The 22,787-nt window shown below is 41.1% G+C and carries 19 protein-coding genes; all 19 read left to right on the top strand.

Annotation, left to right across the window (positions count from 1 at the left end):
• The first annotated feature begins 5 nt into the window (after positions 1-5).
• The 19 genes from T543_RS13170 (at position 6) to T543_RS13260 (ending at position 22,745) form a co-directional block, all read left to right on the top strand.
• Positions 6-2,585, top strand: coding sequence for a DUF5696 domain-containing protein (locus T543_RS13170; RefSeq protein WP_035769187.1), 2,580 nt, complete (start codon positions 6-8; stop codon positions 2,583-2,585).
• Positions 2,586-2,601: 16 nt separating this feature from the next.
• Positions 2,602-3,510 (top strand): carbohydrate ABC transporter permease, encoded by a 909-nt coding sequence (locus T543_RS13175; RefSeq protein WP_035769189.1) that lies wholly within the window; start codon positions 2,602-2,604, stop codon positions 3,508-3,510.
• Entirely contained in the window at positions 3,503-4,510 is a 1,008-nt protein-coding gene (locus T543_RS13180) for a carbohydrate ABC transporter permease (RefSeq protein ID WP_035769191.1), read from the top strand. The genes T543_RS13175 and T543_RS13180 overlap by 8 nt, the downstream gene beginning before the upstream one ends.
• A 98-nt stretch (positions 4,511-4,608) precedes the next feature.
• On the top strand, positions 4,609-6,129 hold the full coding sequence (locus T543_RS13185) for an ABC transporter substrate-binding protein (RefSeq protein ID WP_035769192.1): 1,521 nt from the start codon (positions 4,609-4,611) through the stop codon (positions 6,127-6,129).
• 94 nt (positions 6,130-6,223) lie between these two features.
• Positions 6,224-7,954, top strand: coding sequence for an SGNH/GDSL hydrolase family protein (locus T543_RS13190; RefSeq protein WP_081830074.1), 1,731 nt, complete (start codon positions 6,224-6,226; stop codon positions 7,952-7,954).
• A gap of 217 nt (positions 7,955-8,171) precedes the next feature.
• Entirely contained in the window at positions 8,172-9,281 is a 1,110-nt protein-coding gene (locus T543_RS13195) for a GntR family transcriptional regulator (RefSeq protein WP_035769194.1), read from the top strand.
• On the top strand, positions 9,278-10,774 hold the full coding sequence (gene araA, locus T543_RS13200) for an L-arabinose isomerase (RefSeq protein WP_035769197.1): 1,497 nt from the start codon (positions 9,278-9,280) through the stop codon (positions 10,772-10,774). Before T543_RS13195 ends, araA begins: the two co-directional genes overlap by 4 nt.
• A gap of 17 nt (positions 10,775-10,791) precedes the next feature.
• Complete coding sequence (locus T543_RS13205; RefSeq protein WP_035769199.1) at positions 10,792-12,387, top strand: xylulokinase; 1,596 nt, start codon at positions 10,792-10,794, stop codon at positions 12,385-12,387.
• A 10-nt stretch (positions 12,388-12,397) separates the two neighbouring features.
• Complete coding sequence (locus T543_RS13210) at positions 12,398-13,093, top strand: L-ribulose-5-phosphate 4-epimerase (protein WP_035769201.1); 696 nt, start codon at positions 12,398-12,400, stop codon at positions 13,091-13,093.
• A 153-nt stretch (positions 13,094-13,246) separates the two neighbouring features.
• Entirely contained in the window at positions 13,247-14,077 is an 831-nt protein-coding gene (locus T543_RS13215; RefSeq protein WP_035769203.1) for a transketolase, read from the top strand.
• Between the two features lie 25 nt (positions 14,078-14,102).
• Positions 14,103-15,044 carry a transketolase family protein gene (locus T543_RS13220; RefSeq protein WP_035769205.1) on the top strand — a complete coding sequence of 314 codons (942 nt, stop codon included), beginning with the start codon at positions 14,103-14,105 and terminating at the stop codon, positions 15,042-15,044.
• Positions 15,045-15,136: 92 nt separating this feature from the next.
• Entirely contained in the window at positions 15,137-15,784 is a 648-nt protein-coding gene (rpe, locus tag T543_RS13225; RefSeq protein ID WP_035769207.1) for a ribulose-phosphate 3-epimerase, read from the top strand.
• Positions 15,785-15,901: 117 nt separating this feature from the next.
• Complete coding sequence (locus T543_RS13230) at positions 15,902-16,135, top strand: hypothetical protein (RefSeq protein ID WP_035769209.1); 234 nt, start codon at positions 15,902-15,904, stop codon at positions 16,133-16,135.
• 163 nt (positions 16,136-16,298) lie between these two features.
• A complete protein-coding gene (locus T543_RS13235) occupies positions 16,299-17,174 on the top strand; it encodes a methionyl aminopeptidase (RefSeq protein ID WP_035769211.1) in 876 nt (291 codons plus the stop codon).
• A gap of 29 nt (positions 17,175-17,203) precedes the next feature.
• Positions 17,204-19,261 carry a methionine--tRNA ligase gene (gene metG / locus T543_RS13240; protein WP_035769213.1) on the top strand — a complete coding sequence of 686 codons (2,058 nt, stop codon included), beginning with the start codon at positions 17,204-17,206 and terminating at the stop codon, positions 19,259-19,261.
• Between the two features lie 30 nt (positions 19,262-19,291).
• Positions 19,292-20,500, top strand: coding sequence for a DUF819 family protein (locus tag T543_RS13245; RefSeq protein ID WP_035769215.1), 1,209 nt, complete (start codon positions 19,292-19,294; stop codon positions 20,498-20,500).
• Positions 20,501-20,505: 5 nt separating this feature from the next.
• Positions 20,506-21,153, top strand: a complete 648-nt coding sequence (locus T543_RS13250; RefSeq protein ID WP_051638800.1) for a M15 family metallopeptidase — start codon at positions 20,506-20,508, stop codon at positions 21,151-21,153.
• 32 nt (positions 21,154-21,185) lie between these two features.
• Positions 21,186-21,599 (top strand): hypothetical protein, encoded by a 414-nt coding sequence (locus tag T543_RS13255; protein ID WP_035769217.1) that lies wholly within the window; start codon positions 21,186-21,188, stop codon positions 21,597-21,599.
• A gap of 207 nt (positions 21,600-21,806) precedes the next feature.
• Positions 21,807-22,745: an alpha/beta fold hydrolase gene (locus T543_RS13260; RefSeq protein ID WP_035769219.1), complete on the top strand. Its 939-nt coding sequence runs from the start codon at positions 21,807-21,809 to the stop codon at positions 22,743-22,745.
• Positions 22,746-22,787: the final 42 nt, after the last annotated feature.

The raw sequence follows: 22,787 nt of genomic DNA on the forward strand, positions 1-22,787 counted from the left end.
CGAACTTGAAAACGAATGATAGAGCAAAAAAAATAGGGAAGGCACTACTTAGTCAGCTTCCTAAAATAATATTGGCACTTGTCATCCTTGCGGGTGTTCTACTGGTAATCAATTATAAAAATCCGGAAGAGAAAAAGGAAGCTATCGCACCATATGCTTATTCGGGTTCCGAGGAACAGACAGTCATCGAAAATGATGAGCTTAAGCTTGTGATGGATAACGCAACAACCGAGTTTTCTATAGAGGTTAAGGATTCCGGAAAGATCTGGTATTCAAACCCCCAGGATGCAAACGAAGATCCGGTCGCACTGCAGGATGAAAAAGCTCTTCTCCAGTCTCCACTCGTAATGAGCTATGCAGTTACAACAGGTCTTGAAACAACCTACAACTCATTTGGATACAGTGCACAGAACGGAATATATGAGATTATTCCGGGAGAAAATGAAGTAAGAGTTAACTACTCCATGGGTACGGTAGCAAAGGAATTCACAATTCCTCCGGTGCTTACCGAAGAAAACATGGATAAGTGGCTTGGAAACATGGATTCAAAGGATGCTGATCTTGTAAAGCAGTACTACAAGAAATACGACATCAACAAGTTAAAGCCCAAGGATAACAAGGACGAGCTTGTTGCAAACTATCCGGTTATAGAGGAAAGCGTAATCTACGTTTTAAGACAAAAGACTAAGGATAATACAAAGAAGCAGATTGAAGATCTCTTTGCGGCAGCAGGTTATACATATGATGATTACACAGCTGACAAGGCACTTGATATGTCAAGCAGCTCATCAGATAACCCGATCTTCAATGCAAGCGTTATCTACAGACTTGAAGGAAAAGATCTGGTAGTTGAGATTCCTTATGATTCGCTTTCATATGACAAGGAAACTCCTATTTATACAATTACACCTCTTCCGTATTTCGGAGCAGGCGGACCAAACGATCAGGGATTTATGTTTGTTCCTGAGGGCGGCGGAGCAACGATCAACTTCAATAACGGTAAGACAGCACAGAGCAGTTACTACGCAAATGTATACGGATGGGATATGTGCCTTTCAAGAGATGCGATAGTACATGATACAAGAGCTTACTATGGAGTGTACGGTATCTCAGAAGGTGAAGATTCATTTATCTGTATCCTTGAAAACGGCAGATCCTATGCAGCTGTACAGGCTGACATAGCAGGAAAGAACAACAGCTACAACTTTGTAAATGCTATTTACTCTGTAACACAGAGAGAAAAATATGATGTAGGTGATATCGCAAACAGTGATATTTACCAGTACCTTCCCAAGCTTCCCGATGAATCACTATCACAGAGATATTCATTTATCGGTTCAGGAAGTTATGTAGATATGGCAAAGGATTACGGTTCATATCTGCAAAAAGAGTATGAGGGTTACATGGAACCCTTGACTGATGAGAGCACACCTGTTGCTGTCGAAATCGTAGGAGCAATTGATAAGGTTGAACAGATTCTTGGTGTTCCGGTTTCAAAACCTCTTAAGCTTACAAGCTACAATGAAGCAAGCGACATCATTAAAGAAATGAGCGCAGGCGGCATGAAAAATATGGACGTTAAGCTTACAGGTTGGTGCAACGGCGGAGTAAAGCAGAAGATTTTAAAGAAAGCTAAGACAATAGGAGCTCTCGGAAGTAAGAAAGATCTTCAGAATCTCGTAAATACCGGAAAAGAGTGTGATGCTCAGGTTTACTTAAACGGAATTACACAGTATGCATTTGAAAGCAATATTCTGGACGGTTTCTTCTCTTACAGAGATGCAGCCAAGTTTATCAGTAAGGAAAGAGCCGAGCTTTATGAATATAGCCATGTAACATATGCACAGAGAGAAAATGCTGATCACAACTACTTCTTATTACATACTGATCTTGCTTCAAAGATGGCAGGAAATCTTGTAAAGAGTGCAGACAAATACGGTGCAGGCGTTTCATTCCAGGATTTGGGAAAAGACTTATCTTCTGATTTTTATGAGAAGAAGACATATTCAAGACAGGCAGTTCTTAATAAACAGACAGAGCAGCTTAAGGAAATCGCAGATTCAGGTACACCTATCATGGTAAACATGGGTAATGATTATGCCGTACCTTTTGCGAACATGATTACAGGAATGGATCTTCGCGGAAGTGAATACACAATCCTTGATGAATGCGTACCTTTCTTCCAGCTTGCAGTACATGGAAGAACAAACTACACAGGAGAACCGATAAATATCTGCGGCAATCCTGAAAACGAGATTTTATACAGTGCTGAATATGGCGCTGGACTGAACTTTACGTTCATGGACGAGACATCATTTGCAACACAGAAGACATTGTATACAGATTATTACGGTGCAAACTTCGATGCTTGGAAAGACAAGATGCTTGCTATTTATACAAAATATAATGATGAACTCGGTCATACATTCAATCAGGAAATGGTTGGGCATGAGAACTTAACCGGTGATGTTTCCAGAACCGATTATGCAGACGGAACAAAGGTATATGTAAATTACGGATACAGCGATTATGTTGCAGACGGTAACATAACAGTTCCGGCAAGAGATTACGTGGTAAGTAGATGAGAAAGGGCTTTAGATTATGAGTAAACAAAAAAACAAACTTGCCGGACTTCAAAAGAGGAAGGCAATATCAGGATATTTGTTTATATCCCCGTTCATCTTTGGTTTTCTGGTATTCCTCGTAAAGCCTATGTTCGAATCTCTGTATATGAGTTTTTGTAACGTTGACCTTGCAGCAGGAACGGTAACCAAGACATTAAACGGTATTCAGAACTTCATATTTGCATTCAGAGTTGATCCTGAATACAACAGACTCTTGTTTGAGGAACTGTCACGAATGATGGTATACTCACTGGCCATCATAGTATTTTCATTCTTTGTGGCACTGATACTTAACCAGAAGTTCCATGGAAGAGCACTTGTAAGAGCGATTTTCTTCCTCCCTGTTATTCTTTCATCCGGTGTTATCATCGGACTTGAATCTAACAACCAGCTTATGGCTCAGCTTGCTCAGACTATTGAGCAGACAACTGAGGGAGTCAGTGTTACCGCAGCACTTGAGGAAGTTTTAAGAACAGCAGGTGTTGGTGTAAGAGCTTACGAGAAGGTCTTCGAAGTTATAGATAATATCTATGATGTAGCACTTGCTTCAGGTATTCAGATCATTATCTTCCTTTCAGGTCTGCAGACAATCTCATCAAGTATGTATGAGGCAGCAGATATTGAGGGATGTACAAAGTGGGAGAGCCTTTGGAAAATTACTTTCCCCATGATCAGTTCTTTGTTCCTGGTTAACTGGATTTATACAGTAGTTGACTTCTGTATGAGATCTGATAACGCAGTAATTGAGAAAATTCAGAAAGTAATGATTGAGCAGCAGCAGTACGGTAATGCATCGGCAATGTCATGGATCTATTTCATATTAGTACTTGCATTTGTCGGTATCACATCATTCTTTATCTCTAAGAGGGTTTACTACTATGACTAATACAGATACACAGACATATAAAAAACTGGGATTTTGGGAAAGAAATAGACTTTCCGGAGGATACCTTTTAAAGAAGGTTGTGGGTGAAAAGGCAGTAAGCATCATAAGATTTATTCTTCTTTTCGGAATGTGCTTTATGATCATTCAGCCCATATTAAATAAGATTTCTGTCAGCTTCATGACAGAGCAGGATTTGTATAACCCGATAGTTATTTCAATTCCGGAGCATTTTACAACAGCTAACTACAGACTTGCAGCGGAACTTATCAGTTTAAAGGAAGCAGTATTTAACTCACTTATCATATCTCTTACAATTGCAGCTCTTCAGATCGCAATGTGTACACTTGTAGGATATGGCTTTGCAAGATTTGAGTTTCCTTTTAAGAAATTCTGGTTTGCATGTGTGCTCCTTGTTATCCTGATCCCGCCGCAAACAATTGCAAGTTCACTTCATCTGCACTTTAGATATTTCGATATACTTGGAATTTTCAAGTTAATAACCGGCGAGACGATAAACCTCCGTGGTTCCAAGCTTCCCTATTACCTTATGAGTGCAGGCTGTATGGGACTTAAAAACGGATTATACATTTACATGATCCGTCAGTACTTCAGAAATATTCCGGGAGACCTTGAAGAAGCAGCTTATGTTGATGGATGCGGAACACTTAAGACATTCATTACTATCATGCTTCCTCAGGCAAGACCTATCATCACTTCATGTTTCCTCTTTGCATTTGTATGGCAGTGGACAGACGGATTCTATTCCAGAATGTTCCTTGGAAACACCAAGCTTGTAAGTACAGGTCTTTCAAGAATCGTTGATAGCCTCGGTGCATATATCCAGCGTATAAACGGAGTAAAGACAACAATTTCCGTAGCTTATTCAAACTGTATTCTTGCTACAGGTACACTCATAATAATCGTACCTCTTATCATAATTTACCTGTTTGCACAGCGTGAATTCGTAGAGAGTATCAGTAGTACAGGTATCAAGATGTAATTTTTTTGATCAACTACCGTAATCTTGCGCCTGCAATTATAAGCAGGCGAAGAATATAAAGGTTCCTATGAGTAGGAGTAAAAAAGGAGGATTAGAGTATGAAAAGATCTCTAACAACAAAGACAACAGCCGTTATCACAACGGCAGCTATGCTCATGAGCATGGCAGCTTGCAGTGGCTCATCATCTGACGCACCTGCAGAAGCAGATTCTACTGAGGCAGCTTCAACAGAAGAGACTGCTGAAGAGACAACAGAAGAAGCAGCTGAAGAGACAGACGATGCTGAAGCTGCAGAGGAGACAGAGGAAGCTGAAGATACAGCAGAATCTGATTACGATCCTTATAAGGTTATCACAGATGAAAACGGTGATCCCATCGACCTTGGTGGCATGGACATCATCATCCGTGACTGGTGGTCAGGCGATCCGGCAGAACCTCAGAACGATTATGAGGAAGCTCTTCAGGACTACAGAGATTGGATCCAGGAGACATACAACTTCACAATCAAGCAGCAGGCTATTTCTGATTGGGGTTCAACACCTACAGATTTCGTAGACTATGCTACAACAGGTGGCGATGAGAACTACCTCTTCACACTTCGTGATGATCCGGCTATCACATCTGCTATGGCTAACGGCCTTATGTATGACCTTTCAACACTTGACTGCCTTGATTTCTCACAGGACAAGTTCCAGAGAAACAAGCTTCATGAGCAGTATTCTGATGGCGACAAGATCTATGCTATGTTCGCTGGCTATTCAGAAGCTCGTACAGGTGTATACTTCAACAAGAGACTTCTTACAGATGCAGGTATCGATCCTGAATCAATCTATGATATGCAGGCAGACGGAACATGGACATGGGATGCTTTCGAAGAGCTCCTTTCCAAGGTTCAGAGAGATACAGATAACGATGGTGTTATCGATGTTTACGGTCTTACACTTAACGAAGGTGTTATGACAACAGAAGCTGTATTTGCTAACAATGGTTCATTCATTGACAAGGATGCTAACGGATTTGTTTACAACCTTGAGTCTCCTGAGACACTTGAAGCACTTGAGTGGTGCGTAAAGATCTATGACAACTATGATATGCCCGATCCTGAAGGCGCTGAGTGGGATTACTACAAAGAAGCATTCATTAACGGACAGGCTGCATTCCTTGTAGAAGATGAGTATGCTGGATGCCCTGGCAACTTCCTTGAAGATATGCCTGATGAACTCGGTTTCGTAATGTTCCCTAAGGGACCTAAGGCTACTGACTATATCAACGTATGGACAAACAACCCGGTTTCAATCCCTGCTTGCTATGATGCAGATAAGGCTTGGAAGCTTGCATTTGCTTGGAACCTTTACACAAATGCTCCTTCAGCTGAGTATCTTGACTACAATGGATATCTTTCAACAGCAAGAAATGGTATCTTTGATAGCAGAGCAGTTGATGAGACAATCACAATGATGACTGAAAAGGGAACAATCGCATACCATGGTATGGTTCCTAACCTTAACCTTGGTTCTGATTTTGTATGGAATATTGCTCCCGGCGCAGTTGTATCTGAGCAGGTTGAAGCTATCCGTGATACATGGAAGGCTTATGTAGATGACGCTAATAATAAATAATTAGAGTTACTTTTAGCACCTTCTCTTATTAGTAAGGGAAGGTGCTTTTTAGTATCAATAGGAGAAAAAAACCTGTTATAGGTGGAGAAACAGCATGAAAACTATGGAGAGAAAGGGGCCGAAAGCTCCAAAGGATCCCGAAAAGAAGCGCCCTTATTTTTTTGTGATGCAGTCAAAGGGCATATATGGATCGCCTCAGCCTGATGGGAGAGGTATTCAGTTTATTTATGCAAATGATGGAAGAGTGATAGATGCTGCAAGACTTGCGGGTAATCTGTCAAATGAGGAAATGCTTGATAATCTTAGATCCACAGAAGGATTTAGGAAAATGGTACACAGTATAGGTGTAAGTGTGTCTTCTAAAAACAGTGAAGATGTACGTTTTGTTATGCAAATGTATCCCGGAAACCCCGGAGAAGAGTCAACGGAAATCTCAGAGACATTTGCAGCTGATGGTATGGAACGGATAATAGTTCTCTCAGAGGTGGACTGGAAAAAAACTGACAAGGAGATAGGTCAGTTCCGCTTTGAATTTGCAAAAAGCGGAGTACAGGGAACTGCCGATGTGAGATTTTATTTAAATGATGGATTCGAAGCACCGGAGCAAGCTGCCGAATTTGCGGTGGATTTTGAATCAGATAAATATAAAAAAATGATAGGAAGAAGCCTTATGCAGGCAGGAAACACAAAAAGGCTTGAGAAGCTTCTTGAAAAAGCAGCACTTGGTGAAGATGTAACCCTTGGATTTATAGGAGGCTCAATCACTCAGGGCGCAGGCGCGGTTCCTATTCATGAAAAATGTTATCCGAGAATTTTTGCCGATGCTTTTAAGAAAAAGTTTGCCAAGGATGGAAATGTGGATCTGGTGAAGGCCGGAGTTGGCGGAACACCTTCAGAGCTTGGAATGATCAGATTTGACAGAGATGTCCTTAGAGACGGTCAAAAGAAGCCTGATCTTATAGTCATAGAATTCGCAGTTAATGATGAAGGTGATGAAACTAAAGGAGTTTGTTATGAAAGTCTTGTAAGGAAGGCTTTGGCGCTTCCATGGAAGCCGGCTGTTGTACTTTTGTTTGCGGTATTTTCACATGATTGGAATCTGCAGGATAGATTATCACCGGTGGGAAGGAGATATGATCTTCCTATGGTCAGCATTTTAGATGCGGTTTCACCTCAGTTTTCACTTCTTCCGGAAGATGGAAGGGTTATGTCTAAAAACCAGTTCTTCTATGATCAGTATCACCCAAGCAATCTGGGACATCAGGTTATGTGCGATGGACTGATAAATCTTCTTGATGAAGTAAATGAAGGAAAATACAAGGGGAGCGATGAATATGAATTATCATCGATAGAACCGGAAATAGGAGCAGACTTTGAAAACGTTAAGCTCATTGACAGGAAGGAACTTCCCTTGCTGAAAGCAACCTTCGGAATTACGGAAGTAAATCCGGGTTCCTTTGGAGAGGTGGATAAAGATCTTCAGAAGGTTGAAATGGATTCGGAAATAGAGCCTGTTCCGGAGTTTCCTTATAACTGGTGTCATGTAAATGGCGCAGGCAACGAACCCTTCAGGATGCAGATAACCTGTAAAAAGCTCCTTGTTGTATTCAAGGATTCAGGTCTTCCGGATCACGGAACAGCAGTTGTTAGTGTTGACGGAATAAAAGTGATGGAGCTGGATCCGCTAAAGGTTGGCTGGACCCATTGTGATCCGATAATCATATTTAATAATGAAGAATCAGCAAGGCATAATATAGAAATAAAAATGATTGAAGGTCACGAAGACAAGAAATTTACTATTCTTGGATTTGGAGTAGTTAAATAAAAACCAAAAGACGGCGCATGGGCAACCTGCGCCGTTTTTTGTAAATATGTACATATACAACTTTGCAAAGTTGTATAAAATGACAATACAATTTGGATTGACTGAAAAGAACTCCGAGGATATGATAATAAGGCGAGGTCAGAGAATTTAATTAGCATATTCGATATAAATACAACTTCACAAAATGAGTACAAGTTGAGAAAGAGGAGACAACTTTTTGTCAAAATATCAGGAAATCATTGATTGGATTCAGGAGCAGGTTGGAAGCGGTAAGCTTGGACCCGGTGATAAGATTCCTTCAGAGAATGAGTTATGTGAACAATTTAATATGAGCAGGCAGACTGTCAGACATGCCATAGGTATTTTGACAACCGAAGGAATCCTTACGGCTGAGCGCGGAAGCGGAACCTATGTCACCGATGAGAGAGCCGGAACCCATGAGAGAAACAGGATTGCTGTTGTGACGACTTATGTGGACAGTTATATTTTTCCCAAGATGATTCAGGGGATAGAGTCAAAACTGCGAGAGCTTGGATATTCCATGCAGATATTTTTTACTAACAACTCTCCTGTAAGGGAGAGGGAAATTTTACAGGATATTATAGATAAGGATGAGGTAGCGGGGATTCTTTTAGAGCCTACAAGAAGTGCGCTTCCGACTCCCAATGCGGATTTGTTTGTGAAAATATCCGAGATGAAAATACCAGTACTTTTCATAAACAGTTATTATCCGGGACTGCCTCAGTATGTGGGAGGGACAGAACCGATTCCCCATGTATCCATGAATGATGAGAAGTGTGCCTGCAAAGCAGTTAAGTTTCTTATTCAGAACGGACACACGAATATAGGCTGTATTTTGAAGCTGGATGACAGACAGGGACTTGACAGATTCAGCGGCTTTCAGAAGGCAATGATTAACAGCCGCCTTACAGTCAGGGAAGAAAATACGGTATGGATTGATACAAGAGATCTTACAGATACGGAGCTTATCAGGGAAAAGATTATTAAGAGATTTTCGGAATGTACAGCAGTTTTTTGTTATAACGATCAGGTTGCATCTATGGTCATTAATATGCTTCAGGATGAAAACATAAGTGTTCCGAAAGATGTGTCAATAATTAGTATGGATGATTCAGATCTTGCACAGATGGGTAAGATTCAAATAGATTCTATTCCGCATCCCAAGGAAAGACTTGGAGAGAGGGCAGCAGAGAATTTAATAAGACTTATACACCATCCTAATTTTCATGCAAGTTATGAATTTGAGGAACATATCAATGTAAAGGGATCTGTCAGAAATCTGGCTGAAAAAAAGGAGGAAAAATGAAAGGAACAAGAAATTACAAGTTTTGGTTTGCAACAGGATCACAGGATTTATATGGAGATGACTGCTTAAGGAAAGTTGCCGAGCACTCACAGAAAATAGTTGAAGCTTTGAACGGTACAGGAAAGCTTCCTTTTGAAATCGTGCTTAAGCCGACTCTTATCGACCAGGCTTCTATAAGAAAGACATTTAATGATGCAAATAATGATCCGGAATGTGCCGGTGTAATTACATGGATGCATACTTTTTCACCTGCAAAGATGTGGATAATCGGACTTCAGGAGTACAAAAAGCCGCTTTGCCATCTGCATACACAGTTTAATGAAGAGATTCCCTATGACACTATAGATATGGATTTCATGAATGAAAACCAGTCGGCTCATGGTGACAGAGAGTATGGACATATCGTAAGCCGTATGGGTATTGAGAGAAAAATAATAGTTGGACACTGGTCTGACCCTAAGGTAGTAGATGACATTGCAGGCTGGATGAGAACAGCAATAGGCCTTATGGAGTCATCCCATATAAGGGTATGCAGAATCGGCGATAATATGAACAATGTAGCCGTTACAGAAGGCGACAAGGTTGAGGCTCAGATTAAATTTGGTTGGGAAATCGATCACTATAATGTAAATGATGTTGTAGAAGTTGTTAATGCTGTATCAGAAGGGGATGTAAATGCTCTTACAGATGAGTATTACAACAAATATGAGATTCTCCTTGAGGGAAGGGACCCTGAAGAATTCAGAAGACATGTCGCTGAGCAGGCAAGAATTGAGATTGGTCTGGAAAAATTCCTTGTAGATGGCGACTATCATGCAATTGTAGATCACTTTGGTATGCTCGGCGGACTTAAGCAGCTACCGGGTCTTGCTATTCAGAGACTTATGGAGAAAGGCTACGGCTTTGGTGCTGAGGGTGACTGGAAGACAGCAGCTCTTGTAAGGCTTATGAAAATTATGACAACCGGAATCAAGGATGCAAAGGGTACATCTTTCCTTGAAGACTACACCTACAATCTTGTTCCCGGGAAGGAAGGAATTCTGGAAGCTCATATGTTAGAGGTCTGCCCTACAATAGCAGAGGGACCTGTCTCAATTAAGGTTCAGCCTCTTTCAATGGGAAACAGGGAAGATCCCGCACGTCTTGTATTTACAAGTAAGACAGGTACAGGTGTTGCCTGCTCACTTGTTGATTTGGGAAATAGATTCAGACTTATTATAAATGTTGTAGACTGCAAGAAGGTGGAAAAACCTATGCCAAAACTTCCTGTTGCGACAGCATTCTGGACACCTCAGCCTGATCTTAAAACCGGGGCAGCGGCATGGATACTTGCAGGTGGCGCACATCATACAGCATTTTCCTATGACCTTACTGCAGAGCAGATGGTTGATTGGGCTGATGCGATGGGAATTGAAAGCATAGTAATCGATAACGATACTACACTTAGAGGACTTAAAAATGAACTTCGCTGGAATAGCGTTGTATACAGATAATACGGAAAGGGATAATTATGGCAGATATTAAACAGGCAATAATAAATGGAAAAACATTACTTGGAATCGAATTTGGTTCAACAAGAATAAAGGCAGTTCTTACAGATTTTGAGCATAATCCGATAGCTCAGGGCGGCCACGGCTGGGAAAACAGACTGGAGAACGGAATCTGGACTTATACACTTGAGGACATCTGGACAGGTCTTCAGGACTGCTATGCAAAGCTTGCAGAAGATGTAGAAAAACAGTACGGCGTGAAGCTTGAGACTGTAGGTGCTATGGGCTTTTCAGCAATGATGCACGGATATATGGCATTTGACAAGGAAGGAAATCTCCTTGTTCCTTTCAGAACATGGAGAAATACAATTACTGAAGAAGCTTCCGATAAGCTGACAGAGCTTTTTGGATATCATATTCCTCAGCGCTGGAGCATTGCGCATCTTTATCAGGCAATCTTAAACGGTGAAGAGCATGTTGGAAAGATTGACTTTTTCACAACACTTGCAGGATATATCCACTGGCAGCTGACAGGTGAGAAGGTACTTGGCGTTGGAGATGCATCAGGTATGTTCCCCATTGACTCTGCAAGCTGTGATTACAATGAGAAGATGGTTGGTCAGTTTGATGAGCTTATTGCTCCTAAGGGATTTTCATGGAAATTAAGAGATATTCTTCCTGTATCTCTTGCTGCAGGTAAGAGCGCAGGATCACTTACACAGGAAGGCGCTAAAAAGCTTGATCCTACAGGCACTTTAAAGGCAGGTATACCTGTTTGCCCTCCCGAAGGAGATGCAGGAACAGGTATGGCAGCAACTAATTCAGTTGGTGTAAGAACAGGTAATATTTCAGCCGGAACTTCTGTATTCTCAATGGTAGTTCTTGAGCATGACCTTTCAAAAGCTTATCCGGAGCTTGACCTTGTGACAACTCCTTCAGGTGAGCAGGTAGCGATGGTTCATTGCAACAACTGCACTTCCGATCTTAATGCTTATGTTGGACTTTTCAGAGAATTTGCAAAGGCGGCAGGCAACGAGATCGATGATGATACACTTTACGGAACTCTTTACAGAAAGGCTATGGAAGGGGATGCTGATTGCGGCGGACTTCTTGCCTATAACTATTTTTCCGGTGAAAGCATCACAGGCTTCAACGAAGGAAGACCTCTGTTTGTAAGAAGACCCGATGCAAAGATGAATCTTGCAAACTTCATGAGAACACACCTCTATACAGCTCTTGGAGCTCTCAAGGTTGGTAATGATATCCTTATGAAAGAAGAAAATGTAAAAGCTGATTTCTTCTTCGGTCAGGGCGGATTCTTCAAGATCCGCGGTGTTGGCGACAGAGTAATGGCAGCAGCACTCAATACTCCCATTAAGCTCATGGAGACAGCAGGAGAAGGCGGCCCCTGGGGTGAAGCAATACTTGCAGGATACATGCTTTTAAAAGAAGAAGGCGAAACTCTTGAGCAGTACCTTAACAACAAGGTATTTAAGAGCGGCAAGGTTGAGACCTGCGAGCCTGTGGCAGAGGATGTTAAGGGATTCGATGAATTTATGAAAGACTACAACGCAGGTCTTTCTATTGAGAGAGCTGCTGTAGATTCACTTAAATAAGGAGCAAAAAATGTTAGAAGAGTTAAAAAAGAAAGTATATGAAGCAAACATTCTTCTTCCCAAGTATGGCCTTGTTACTTTTACCTGGGGAAATGTAAGCGCAATTGACAGGGAGTCCGGTCTTTTCGTAATAAAGCCAAGCGGCGTGGATTATGAAACCATGACTCCTGATGATATGGTTGTTATGGATCTAAACGGCAAGAAGGTTGAGGGAAAATTAAATCCCTCTTCCGATACACCTACTCATGTAGAGATTTACAAAGCATTCAAGGAAGTAGGCGGCGTTGTGCATACACATTCTTCTTATGCAACAAGCTGGGCGCAGGCAGGAAGATCTATTCCCTGCTACGGAACAACCCATGCTGATTACTTTTATGGCGAGATTCCTTGCGTAAGATGCCTCACAAAAGAAGAAATAGAAGATGCCTACGAGGAAAACACAGGACATCTTATAGTCAATGAATTTGAAAGAATGGGAAAAGATCCTGTGGCAGTACCAGCAGTATTATGCAAAAACCACGGTGTATTTTCATGGGGTAAGGATGCCCACGAAGCAGTTCACAACGCAGTTGTTACAGAAGAAGTTGCTAAGATGGCTTACAGATGCGAGGTGATAAATCCCAGAGTAATGCCTGCACCGCAGGAACTTCAGGACAAGCATTATTACAGAAAACACGGCGCAAACGCATACTATGGTCAACGATGAGTACCTGACGAGCGAAGCGAGAGCAGAACTATCTTGTTTAAAAATTTTGCTAACAATATTTAAGAAAAACTGCGCAAAAAAAAGATAGTTAAATATAAATATATATGCTAAATTAAAACTGCTAATAATTAGGAATAAGGAAGTGGAGGAATTATGACAAACAAAGAATTGCAGAAAATTGCAAATGAAGTCCGCAAGGGCATAGTCACAGCGGTTCATTCAGCAGGTGCAGGACACCCGGGTGGATCACTGTCAGCAGCAGATATTTTCACATATCTGTACTTTGAGGAGATGAACATCGATCCCAAGGATCCTGTAGCAGAAAATCGCGACCGTTTTGTTCTCTCAAAGGGACACACTGCTCCCGGCTTATATTCAGCAATGGCTCAGCGTGGATATTTCCCTGTAGAGGAGCTTAAGACTCTTCGTAAGCTTGGATCAAGACTTCAGGGACATCCCAGTATGCAGTACCTTCCCGGACTTGATATGTCTTCAGGTTCACTTGGACAGGGTATTTCAGTAGCATGCGGTATGGCTCTTTCTGCAAAGCTTGATAATAAAGATTTCAGAACTTATACACTGCTTGGTGATGGTGAGATCGAAGAAGGACAGGTTTGGGAGGCTGCTATGTTCGCAGGTTTCCGCAAGCTCGACAATCTTGTTGTTATAGTTGATAACAACGGTCTTCAGATTGATGGACCTATAGATCAGGTTTGCTCACCTTATCCAATCGATAAGAAGTTTGAAGCTTTTAACTTCCATGTAATCAACATAGATGCACATGACTTTGATGCTATAAGAGCAGCTTTCAAGGAAGCAAGAGAGACTAAGGGTCAGCCTACAGCAATCATTGCTCACTCCATAAAGGGTAAGGGCGTATCCTTCATGGAAAATCAGGTTTCATGGCATGGCGTTGCACCTAACGATGAAGAGTATGCAAAGGCTATGGAAGACCTGAATAAGATTGGTGAAGAATTAGCCTGAAGGCTAGCATTATTAGGAGGTTAAAATGAGCGAAGTTAAGAAGATAGCTACAAGAGACAGCTATGGTAAAGAACTTATAGAGCTTGCAAAGGTTAATGACAAGGTTGTTGTCCTTGATGCTGACCTTGCAGCAGCAACAAGAACAGGTTGGTTTAAGAAAGAATTCCCGGATCGTCATATCGACTGCGGCATTGCAGAGTGCAACATGATGGGTATAGCAGCAGGTCTTGCAACAACAGGAAAGATTCCTTTTGTAAGTACTTTTGCAATGTTTGCTACAGGACGTGCTTTTGAGCAGGTTCGTAACTCTATCGGATACCCTCATCTCAACGTAAAGATAGGCGGAACACATGCAGGAATCACAGTTGGTGAAGATGGTGCCAGCCATCAGTGTAACGAGGATCTTGCACTTATGCGTACTATTCCCGGAATGGTAGTTATGTGCCCCGCTGATGATATTGAAGCAAGAGCATGCGTAAGAGCAGCTGCTGAGCATGAAGGCCCTGTATATATCCGTTTTGGACGTGCAGCATGCCCCGTTGTTAACGACAGACCTGATTACAAGTTTGAGCTTGGCAAGGGTACAGTTCTTCGTGAAGGCACAGATGTTAGTATCATCGCTACAGGTATCGGTGTTGGCTCAGCTCTTGAAGCTGCTGAGAAACTTGCAGCAGACGGAATAAACGCAGAGGTAGTAAACATCTGCACGATCAAGCCTATCGACAGAGAGCTTGTAGTTGCTACAGCCAAGAAAACAGGCAAGGTTGTAACAGTTGAAGAGCATTCAGTAATAGGCGGACTTGGCAGTGCTGTTTGTGATGTACTTTCTGAAGAATGTCCTACAGTAGTTAAGAAGATCGGTATGCAGGATCGCTATGGCGAATCAGGACCTGCAGCTGAGCTTGTTAAGAAATACGGTCTTGATGGTGAGGGCGTATATAATTCTGTAAAAGAATTTCTTAAATGATTTAGATCTGAATCTGTAAATGATTGACTAATGGCCCACATATGTGATATATGTGGGCTGTTATATTTTTAGATTTTTTAGGAGTAGCAGTTATGAATATTCTTGCACCATCAATTCTTTCAGCAGATTTTACAATTCTTGGAGAGCAGATAAAAGAGACTAAAGAGGCAGGCGCGCGCTATTTACATTTTGATGTTATGGACGGCGTTTTTGTTCCATCAATTTCCTTTGGGCTTCCTGTTCTTAAGTCGATAAGAAAAGCATCAGACCAGATATATGATGTTCATCTGATGATAGAGGAACCTATCAGATATGTGGAGCAGTTTGCAGAGAGCGGAGCAGATATTATAACTTTTCATGTTGAAGCAGCATCCGATCCAAGAGAAGTCATTGATAAGATCCACAGTCTTGGCAAAAAGGCCGGAATGGCTATAAAGCCAAAGACAGATGTGAATGCATTTAAGCCCTACATGGAGAGCCTTGATATGCTCCTTGTGATGACTGTAGAACCGGGATTTGGCGGACAGAAATATATCGATTATTGTACGGACAAAATAAAAGAGACCAGAAAAATGCTGGATATGGCTGGTCTTTCTACAGATATAGAGATTGACGGAGGAGTAAACAAGGACAATATAACGATTCCTCTCGAAGCCGGAGCCAACGTAATAGTTGCAGGCTCTGCTGTATTTAATGGCGACATTTCAGAAAATGTTCATGAGCTTATGAAAAATATGTAAAGTTATAGACTGCTTAAATATTTATTAAAAAACCCTTAATTTGTGAAACGGAGCTTTTTTTCGCGTATAATTACATATAGAAGTTAGCTGTTTTTCATTTGTTAAGAAGGTGATATCATGGCTCATAACGTAAGAAATATGTGCATTAATTGCGGAAGATTTTTTACTGCAAGGGAAAGCCGCCATGCGTTCTGTTCACTTGAATGTAAGAAGATGTATTCGAATCATTCAGGCTACAGATGCAGGGATTGTAGAAATGCGTCCTGTAAGGTGAGAAATGATTCACTTATGAACTCACCGCCTAATTGTGAGAATCTTGAGAAACATAAATCATATAAGACGAGCTCTTAATTTACTTGCCGGAGGCTTTCCTCCGGCAGTTTTCATATACCTGCTTTGTTGACAATGAGGGCACAAAAAGGCATACTAGATATTGGCTCATCAGCTATATACATATTAATATGGAGATTTCTGGTTGGATTTATAGAATTTATAGCTGATAGAAAGGCATGAGATGTATAAGAAAATAGAAAGAAATGCACCATGTTGGTGTGGAAGCGGAAAAAAGTATAAGACTTGTCATGAAGCTTTTGATGACAAGATAATTGCTCTTCAGAGAGAGGGAAAGATCGTTCCCAAAAGATCTCTTATTAAGACAGAGAAAGATATTCAGGGCATAAAGGAAAGTGCCAAGATCAATATGGCTTGCCTTGACGAGGTAGGCGATAAGATAAAGGCCGGAATGTCAACGCAGGATATCGATGACATCGTAGCAGATGTTACAAGAAAAATGGGCGGAATTGCTGCTCCTTTGAACTACGAAGGATTTCCCAAGAGTGTTTGCACTTCGATCAATGATATGGTATGCCACGGAATACCTTCAAAGACGGATATTTTGGAAGACGGCGATATTATAAATGTAGATTGCTCTACTATATTAAATGGATATTATTCAGACTCTTCACGAATGTTTTGCATAGGAAATGTGCATCCGGAATGGAAGAGACTAGTAGATGTGACGAAAGAGGCTGTTGAAATCGGAATAAAGCATGTAATTCCATGGACACCTCTTGGGGATATGGGACATGCAGTTCATGACCATGCTCTTATGAATGGCTATAGCGTTGTAAGGGAAATCGGCGGTCACGGCTGCGGCAATGAATTCCATGAAGAGCCTTTTGTAAGCTTTGTATCAAAGCCCGGAACCGAGATGATAATGGTTCCCGGAATGGTATTTACCATAGAGCCTATGATCAACATGGGTGAAGATAAGATTTTCATTGATGCTGATAATGACTGGACAGTATATACGGAAGATGGCTCACCTTCTGCACAGTGGGAAGTTGAACTGGTTGTTACAGAAGATGGATGCGAGCTTCTTTGCTGGTAAAATATAAATCATAAGGAGATTTTTTATAGATGCAAAATAAAGGAAAGTATTACATCACAACAGCGATTGCCTATACATCAGGTAAGCCGCACATTGGCAACAGCTATGAGATAGTGCTTGCTGATGCAATTGCAAGATATAAGAGAAAAGACGGATATGATGTCCATTTTCAGACAGGTTCTGATGAACATGGTCAAAAGATCGAGACAAGAGCTATTGAGGCCGGCTGCAGCAGCCCTAAGGAATTTGTTGATGGCGTAGCAGGAACAATAAAGGGTCTTTGGGATATGATGGATACTTCTTATGACAGATTTATCCGTACTACAGATGAGGACCATGTAAAGCAGGTTCAGAAGATTTTCAAGAAATTCTATGATCAGGGCGATATTTATAAGGGATCTTATAAGGGAATGTACTGCACAGAGTGTGAGGCTTTTTATACAGAGTCACAGCTTAAGGATGGGAAATGTCCTGAGTGTGGATCTGACGTACATCCCGCTGAAGAAGAGGCATATTTCTTCAAGATGAGTAAGTATGCTCCCAAACTTATAGATTATATCAATGAGCATCCTGAATTTATTCAGCCTGTATCCAGAAAGAACGAGATGATGAACAATTTCCTTCTTCCCGGACTTCAGGATCTGTGTGTATCAAGAACATCCTTTAAATGGGGAATCCCTGTAAGCTTTGATGAAAAGCACGTAGTTTATGTATGGCTTGATGCGCTTACAAACTATATCACCGGAATCGGTTATGATGTAGATAACAGCAGTGATGAGTACAAAAAGTGGTGGCCTGCTGATCTTCATCTTATCGGAAAGGATATCATCAGATTCCATACAATTTACTGGCCTATTTTCCTTCTTGCTCTCGGTGAGCCTCTTCCTAAGCAGGTATTTGGACATCCATGGCTCCTTCAGGGCGGCGAGAAGATGAGTAAGTCCAAGGGAAATGTTATCTATGCTGATGACCTTGTAAGTCTTTTTGGTGTAGACCCTGTTAAATACTTCGTTCTTCATGAGATGCCCTATGATAATGATGGCGTGATCACTTGGGAACTTATGGTTGAGAGATACAACTCTGACCTTGCAAATACACTTGGTAACCTTGTAAACAGAACAATTGCAATGTCAAACAAGTACTTTGGCGGAATTGTTGAAAATAAGGGTGTTGAAGGCGGTGTTGATGCTGACCTTAAGGCAGTATGTACTGGCGCTTATGACAGAGTTGAGAGAAAGATGGATGAGCTCAGGGTTGCTGATGCTCTAACAGAAATCTTTGCGGTATTTAAGCGCTGCAACAAATATATAGATGAGACAGAACCGTGGAATCTTGCCAAGGATGAGGCACAAAAGGACAGACTTGCGACAGTTCTCTACAATCTCGTAGAAGGCATAACAATCGGAACAAGTCTTCTTGAGCCCTTCATGCCAAGAACTGCCAAGCTTATATTTAAGCAGCTTAATACTAAGAGCCGTGACTTTGATACTCTTGAGACTTTCGGATTATATGAGAGTGGTAACAAGGTTACTGATACTCCTGAGCAGTGCTTTGCAAGAAAGGATCTGAATGAGGTTCTTGCAGATGCTGCCAAGATCACAGAAAAGCAGAAGGCAGAGTATGTCGAAGCACAGAAGAGAGCAAAGGAAAACCTTACTAAGGCAGGTATGCTCAAGGAAGCTGCTGCAATTGTTATTGGCGGTGACGGTGATCAGGATGAGAGTGACAAGGCTGACGATGGAATAGATATTCCTGCAAAGGATGAGATTACTTTTGATGACTTTATGGGAATGCAGTTCCAGGTTGGTGAAATTGTTGCATGTGAAGCAGTTCCCAAGTCCAAAAAGCTTCTTTGCTCACAGGTAAAGATCGGAAGCCAGACAAAGCAGATTGTTTCAGGCATTCGCAAATATTACTCTCCTGAAGAGATGGTTGGCAAGAAGGTTATGGTACTTGTTAACTTAAAGCCTGCTATGCTTGCCGGAGTCAAGTCAGAAGGTATGCTTCTTTGCGCAGAGGATGCTGAAGGCAATCTTGCGCTCATGGTACCTGAAAAAGCAATGCCTTCAGGAGCAGAGATTTGCTAAAATGAATATGTAAAACTATGGAGGGCCAATATGACGACGATTATAAGTGCTGATAATCATTGGATGCTGATAACAGTCATGTTTTTATCCACGGCTGTGGCAATATTCCTTGAGCAAAGGTATAATTGGGCAGCAAAGATATCAGGAGCAATTATCACGCTCATTATCGCCGTGGTATTGGTTAACATAGGCATTATTCCCACAAGCGCACCGGTTTTTGATGATGTGGTGTGGGGATATGCAGTGCCTCTTGCGATTCCTCTCCTTCTCTTAAAGACAAATGTCAGGAAGATAGGAAAGGAAGCAGGCAGATTTCTTATTATTTTTCTTATAGGCTCTCTGGGAACTGTGACAGGAGCTTTTCTTTCAGCATTTCTTTTAAGAAAATATATTGACGGGATTGAAGGCATTTCAGCGGTAATGACAGGTTCATATATAGGCGGCGGAGTAAATTTTACTGCTGTATCAGATGCTTTTCATGTAGATCCGACTCTTATATCTGCGACGACGGTTGCAGATAATCTAAATATGGCCATATATTTTGCGGTTCTGTTGGGAATAGCAGGTAGCGCCTGGTTTAATAAGTATTACAGCCATCCTCATATCGATGAGGTAAAAATGACTGGGAATAATGCGAATGAGACCACAGCTTCCGCTTACTGGGGTAGAAAGGACATTTCCCTAAAGGACATTGCTATATGTATGGCTTATTCAGCATTAGTTGTCAGTATTTCGAGACTTATCGCTGATTTTCTGGGGAATATTATTCCTGATGGAAACTTTATTTTCCAAATGTTTAAGGTGTTTTTGGGAAGTCAGTATGTATGGATTACTAATTTTTCAGTTCTTTTTGCTACAGTATTTGAAAAGAAGGCTCTTGAAATGCATGGGGCAGAGGAACTAGGTACATGGCTTATTTACCTTTTCTACTTTGTTATAGGTGTACCTGCCTCTATAGTTCTTATAATAAAGAGGGCGCCGGTTTTGCTTGTTCTATGCATGATCATAGTTATTGTGAATATGCTATTTAGCTTTGGCTTTGGTAAAATTTTTAAATTTGATCTTGAAGAAATAATTCTTGCCTCAAATGCAAACATAGGAGGTCCTACAACAGCTGCAGGCATGGCAATATCACAGGGCTGGACGAGGCTCGTTGGCCCTAGCATCTTAGTGGGAACACTTGGTTATGCGATAGGAACCTGGCTTGGGATACTTGTAGGTTCCATATTGGGAGCATGATGAATATGGATGATAAGATGAAAATGACACTATCTGATGATTCTTCCGGTTTTGTATCAGTTACAGATGTTGTGCCTGATGCAATACTTGATATAAGGTATTATTCGGAAAATAATTTCATTGGCGAAAGGATAGACGGCTATGAGGAGCCCATTGCGCTTTTGACAAAAGAAGCAGCTCTTGCTCTTAAAAAAGCTGCAGATGAAATAAGAAAAAGAGGGTTGTGTTTTAGGATATATGATGCTTACAGACCTCAAAAGGCAGTCGACCATTTTGTAAGGTGGGCGAAGGATCTTGGTGATACCAGAATGAAAAAATGGTACTATCCTGATATTTCAAAACAGGATATTTTTCCATTGGGATTTATAGCAGAGCATTCAGGGCATTCAAGGGGTAGTACTGTTGATCTTACATTGTATGACTGCGATGGGAGATGCGATGTTGACATGGGTGGAACCTTTGATTATTTTGGAGAAATTAGCCATTCCGACTATGCAGATCTATCTTCAGAGCAGCTAAGTAACAGAAAATATCTTAGGGAAGTTATGGTAAAAAATGGCTTTATTCCTCTAAAAGAAGAGTGGTGGCATTATACACTTAAGGATGAGCCCTGCCCTAATACATACTTTACATTTCCAAACAGGCGACTTTGATGGGTGCACTTTACTACTAAATTGGAGGGCGCATGAAATTTAAATACTGCAGAATTCAGGGAAAAGAGCTTGCGGCTAATACCAGAACCGGTAAAGGGATTTTTAGCATGCTCAATCAGATGGTAACAGATAATGTAATGGATGAGGAAGATGTGGGTCTTTTTAAGGAAATTGATTCCTGGTTTGCAGAGGAGCTTCCCTGGCCGCCTCAGTGCAGAAGGCAGGAGAAGGTAATCTGCTACTTTAAGGTGGATAATTCAGAACTGATGATGAAGATGATAAATCCTCTGTGCTGGCTCCTTGAAAGATACAATCATCCTTATTATGTGGTATATACAAATTTCCCAGGAGAAATAGTATATGAAGATGAGTACCAGATAGTGGTAAAAGTTGATGAAAACGTAGTGATTGAAGATGTACAAAAGAGCTGGTCTCCGGAAGATTAGTACACGGAATAAGGAATTATAGCGTTGATGACTAATCCATATACTTTCCAATGATATAAAATTGTGCAATATTGTGAAATTATTGAACCAAAACCTATCAAATTGTGGTAAAATTAAGGAGGAAGACTAAAAAAGTCTTCCTCCTTTATCATTTTTTATGAGTAATCTGTATATTACAAAACTTGGTAAATCTATGGAGGGGTTAATATGGCACGCAAAGAGGAGCTTACTTACAAGTCGAGAGATCGCAAAACTACAATACATGCTATCAGATGGATACCTGATGAAAAGCCCATCGCAATTCTTCAGATTATTCATGGTATGCAGGAGTTTATAGATCGTTACGATGAATTTGCTAATTACATGACCGATAATGGGATAATGGTAATAGGCAATGATCATCTTGGACACGGGGAATCCATTTCAGAAAGTGTACCTTTTGGTTACTTCTGCAAAAATGATCCCGCTACAGTTCTTCTTAGAGATGCACATAGACTTAAGAAGATGACTCAGGAAGAGTATCCGGGAGTTCCGGTGATCATTCTTGGTCACAGCTTTGGATCTTTTATTGCAAGAGAGTATCTTACACGCTATGGTACCGGTATTCAGGGTGCTATCATTCAGGGAACAGGATGGCAGACTCCGGGAACTCTTAAGAGCGGCAAAGCACTTACAGCATTTATAAGCGCTTTCCTTGGAGAAAAGCATCGCTCAAATATGATAAACAATATGGCATTCAAGAATTACAATAAGAGAATTCAGAATCCCAAGACCAAGGTTGACTGGCTCTCACATAATGAAGAGAGCATAAACAAATACATAAATGATCCGAGATGTACTTTCATATTTACGATAAACGGATTTGAGACAATGTTTGAAATCCTGACAAGAGTACAGGATGTTGGCAAGATGGAAGATATTCCGAAGAAGCTTCCTATCCTTCTTACAGCAGGAAAAGAAGATCCGGTTGGAGATTACGGAGCAGCTGTAGAGCAGCTTTACAAGATTTATACAGAGCAGGTAGGCCTTACAGATGTTGAGTTAAAACTCTATGACGGAATGAGACATGAGCTTCAGCAGGAAGTTGGAAGAGAGCAGGTTTTTGCTGATCAGCTTGCTTGGATTAAGAAAACAATAGGTAAATAATAGATATTTTTTAAATAAAATAGGTAATGTAAATAATGCCCG

Origin of the sequence: Butyrivibrio sp. NC2002 (assembly GCF_000702265.1) — a bacterium.
GTDB lineage: Bacteria > Bacillota > Clostridia > Lachnospirales > Lachnospiraceae > Butyrivibrio.

Coding starts and splice junctions, on each gene's coding strand:
- T543_RS13255 (WP_035769217.1), top strand. CDS start 21,186: ATGAAATTTAAATACTGCAGAATTCAGGGAAAAGAGCTTGCGGCTAAT.
- metG (WP_035769213.1), top strand. CDS start 17,204: ATGCAAAATAAAGGAAAGTATTACATCACAACAGCGATTGCCTATACA.
- T543_RS13230 (WP_035769209.1), top strand. CDS start 15,902: ATGGCTCATAACGTAAGAAATATGTGCATTAATTGCGGAAGATTTTTT.
- T543_RS13210 (WP_035769201.1), top strand. CDS start 12,398: ATGTTAGAAGAGTTAAAAAAGAAAGTATATGAAGCAAACATTCTTCTT.
- T543_RS13180 (WP_035769191.1), top strand. CDS start 3,503: ATGACTAATACAGATACACAGACATATAAAAAACTGGGATTTTGGGAA.
- T543_RS13245 (WP_035769215.1), top strand. CDS start 19,292: ATGACGACGATTATAAGTGCTGATAATCATTGGATGCTGATAACAGTC.
- T543_RS13250 (WP_051638800.1), top strand. CDS start 20,506: ATGGATGATAAGATGAAAATGACACTATCTGATGATTCTTCCGGTTTT.
- T543_RS13175 (WP_035769189.1), top strand. CDS start 2,602: ATGAGTAAACAAAAAAACAAACTTGCCGGACTTCAAAAGAGGAAGGCA.
- T543_RS13185 (WP_035769192.1), top strand. CDS start 4,609: ATGAAAAGATCTCTAACAACAAAGACAACAGCCGTTATCACAACGGCA.
- T543_RS13215 (WP_035769203.1), top strand. CDS start 13,247: ATGACAAACAAAGAATTGCAGAAAATTGCAAATGAAGTCCGCAAGGGC.
- rpe (WP_035769207.1), top strand. CDS start 15,137: ATGAATATTCTTGCACCATCAATTCTTTCAGCAGATTTTACAATTCTT.
- T543_RS13235 (WP_035769211.1), top strand. CDS start 16,299: ATGTATAAGAAAATAGAAAGAAATGCACCATGTTGGTGTGGAAGCGGA.
- T543_RS13260 (WP_035769219.1), top strand. CDS start 21,807: ATGGCACGCAAAGAGGAGCTTACTTACAAGTCGAGAGATCGCAAAACT.
- T543_RS13205 (WP_035769199.1), top strand. CDS start 10,792: ATGGCAGATATTAAACAGGCAATAATAAATGGAAAAACATTACTTGGA.
- T543_RS13220 (WP_035769205.1), top strand. CDS start 14,103: ATGAGCGAAGTTAAGAAGATAGCTACAAGAGACAGCTATGGTAAAGAA.
- araA (WP_035769197.1), top strand. CDS start 9,278: ATGAAAGGAACAAGAAATTACAAGTTTTGGTTTGCAACAGGATCACAG.
- T543_RS13190 (WP_081830074.1), top strand. CDS start 6,224: ATGAAAACTATGGAGAGAAAGGGGCCGAAAGCTCCAAAGGATCCCGAA.